The following is a 2,916-nucleotide window of genomic DNA, read 5'->3' as shown; positions in this document are numbered from 1 at the left end:
TAAACCACTTTGGCGTTGTATGGTTAAGCCTCACGGGTAATTAGTACGAGTTAGCTTAATGCCTCACAGCACTTCCACATCTCGCCTATCAACGTTGTAGTCTTCAACGGCCCTTCAGTTGACTCTAAGTCAAAGTGAGAACTCATCTCGAGGCCTGCTTCCCGCTTAGATGCTTTCAGCGGTTATCAGTTCCGAACGTAGCTACCGGGCAATGCAATTGGCATCACAACCCGAACACCAGCGGTTCGTCCACTCCGGTCCTCTCGTACTAGGAGCAGCCCCTCTCAATTCTCAAACGCCCACGGCAGATAGGGACCGAACTGTCTCACGACGTTCTAAACCCAGCTCGCGTACCACTTTAAATGGCGAACAGCCATACCCTTGGGACCGACTTCAGCCCCAGGATGTGATGAGCCGACATCGAGGTGCCAAACACCGCCGTCGATATGAACTCTTGGGCGGTATCAGCCTGTTATCCCCGGAGTACCTTTTATCCGTTGAGCGATGGCCCTTCCATTCAGAACCACCGGATCACTATGACCTACTTTCGTACCTGCTCGACGTGTCTGTCTCGCAGTTAAGCTTGCTTCTACCATTACACTAACCGTACGATGTCCGACCGTACTTAGCAAACCTTCGTGCTCCTCCGTTACTCTTTGGGAGGAGACCGCCCCAGTCAAACTACCCACCAGGCACTGTCCTCAACCCCGATTCAGGGGCCTAAGTTAGAACATCAACACTACAAGGGTGGTATTTCAAGGTCGGCTCCACAGAAACTAGCGTCTCTGCTTCAAAGCCTCCCACCTATCCTACACATGTAGGGTCAATGTTCAGTGCCAAGCTGTAGTAAAGGTTCACGGGGTCTTTCCGTCTAGCCGCGGGTACACAGCATCTTCACTGCGATTTCAATTTCACTGAGTCTCGGGTGGAGACAGCGTGGCCATGGTTACACCATTCGTGCAGGTCGGAACTTACCCGACAAGGAATTTCGCTACCTTAGGACCGTTATAGTTACGGCCGCCGTTTACCGGGGCTTCGATCAAGAGCTTCGCCTAAGCTAACCCCATCAATTAACCTTCCGGCACCGGGCAGGTGTCACACCGTATACGTCATCTTACGATTTTGCACAGTGCTGTGTTTTTAATAAACAGTCCCAGCCACCTGGTCACTGCGGCTCTCGTTTGCTTACAGAGCAAGTCCTTCACAAACAAGAGCGTACCTTCTCCCGAAGTTACGGTACAATTTTGCCTAGTTCCTTCACCCGAGTTCTCTCAAGCGCCTTAGTATTCTCTACCTGACCACCTGTGTCGGTTTAGGGTACGATTCAGTATGAACTGAAGCTTAGAGGCTTTTCCTGGAAGTAGGGCATCAACAACTTCACCACCTTAGTGGCTCGTCTCGACTCTCAGCCTTAGCAACCCGGATTTTCCTAAGTCACCAGCCTACAGCCTTTCACATGGACAACCAACGCCATGCTTGCCTAGCCTGCTCCGTCCCCCCATCGCATTCATACCGAGTACGGGAATATTAACCCGTTTCCCATCGACTACGCTCTTCAGCCTCGCCTTAGGGGTCGACTCACCCTACCCTGATTAACATGGGATAGGAACCCTTGGTCTTCCGGCGGAGGAGTTTTTCACTCCTCTTGTCGTTACTCATGTCAGCATTCGCACTTCTGATATGTCCAGCATGCCTCCCGGCACACCTTCAGCCACTTACAGAACGCTCCCCTACCCCGCATACTTACGTACGCAGCCGTAGCTTCGGTGGTATGTTTAGCCCCGTTACATCTTCCGCGCAGGCCGACTCGACTAGTGAGCTATTACGCTTTCTTTAAAGGGTGGCTGCTTCTAAGCCAACCTCCTAGCTGTTTTAGCCTTCCCACATCGTTTCCCACTTAACATACACTTTGGGACCTTAGCTGACGGTCTGGGTTGTTTCCCTCTCCACGACGGACGTTAGCACCCGCCGTGTGTCTCCCGGATATTACTTTACGGTATTCGGAGTTTGCAAAGGGTTGGTAAGTCGGGATGACCCCCTAGCCTTAACAGTGCTCTACCCCCGTAAGTATTCGTCCGAGGCTCTACCTAAATAGATTTCGGGGAGAACCAGCTATCTCCCGGTTTGATTAGCCTTTCACTCCTAGCCACAGGTCATCCCCTAACTTTTCAACGTTAGTGGGTTCGGTCCTCCAGTTGATGTTACTCAACCTTCAACCTGCCCATGGCTAGATCACCGGGTTTCGGGTCTATACCCTGCAACTTAAGCGCCCAGTTAAGACTCGCTTTCGCTACGGCTCCCCTAAATGGTTAACCTCGCTACAGAATATAAGTCGCTGACCCATTATACAAAAGGTACGCAGTCACCCAACAAGTAGGCTCCTACTGCTTGTACGTACACGGTTTCAGGTTCTATTTCACTCCCCTCACAGGGGTTCTTTTCGCCTTTCCCTCACGGTACTGGTTCACTATCGGTCAGTTGGGAGTATTTAGCCTTGGAGGATGGTCCCCCCATATTCAGTCAAAGTTTCACGTGCTCCGACCTACTCGATTTCACTTTAGATAAGTTTTTGTGTACGGGACTATCACCCTGTTTCGTCATGCTTTCCAGCATGTTCCACTAACTACACTAAAGCTTAAGGGCTGGTCCGATTTCGCTCGCCGCTACTTTCGGAATCTCGGTTGATTTCTTTTCCTACGGGTACTTAGATGTTTCAGTTCTCCGCGTTCGCCTCGTTAACCTATGTATTCAGTTAACGATACCTGCAAGCAGGTGGGTTTCCCCATTCGGAAATCCTAGTCTCAAGCGCCTCTTACTGGCTTGACTAGGCTTATCGCAAGTTAGTACGTCCTTCATCGCCTCCAACTGCCAAGGCATCCACCGTGTACGCTTAGTCACTTAACCATACAACCCAAA

At 51.0% G+C, this 2,916-nt stretch carries 1 rRNA gene; it reads right to left on the bottom strand.

What is annotated here, in order from left to right:
- Positions 1–19: 19 nt before the first annotated feature.
- Positions 20–2,904: ribosomal RNA gene (locus NH462_RS22745) — 23S ribosomal RNA — on the bottom strand.
- Positions 2,905–2,916 lie beyond the last annotated feature (12 nt).

The sequence above is a fragment of the Pseudoalteromonas sp. OANN1 genome (assembly GCF_024124685.1).
GTDB classification, from domain to species: domain Bacteria; phylum Pseudomonadota; class Gammaproteobacteria; order Enterobacterales; family Alteromonadaceae; genus Pseudoalteromonas; species Pseudoalteromonas piscicida.
The sequence above is the reverse complement of the archived record's forward strand: the minus strand, read 5'-3'. Positions and strand labels throughout refer to the sequence as shown.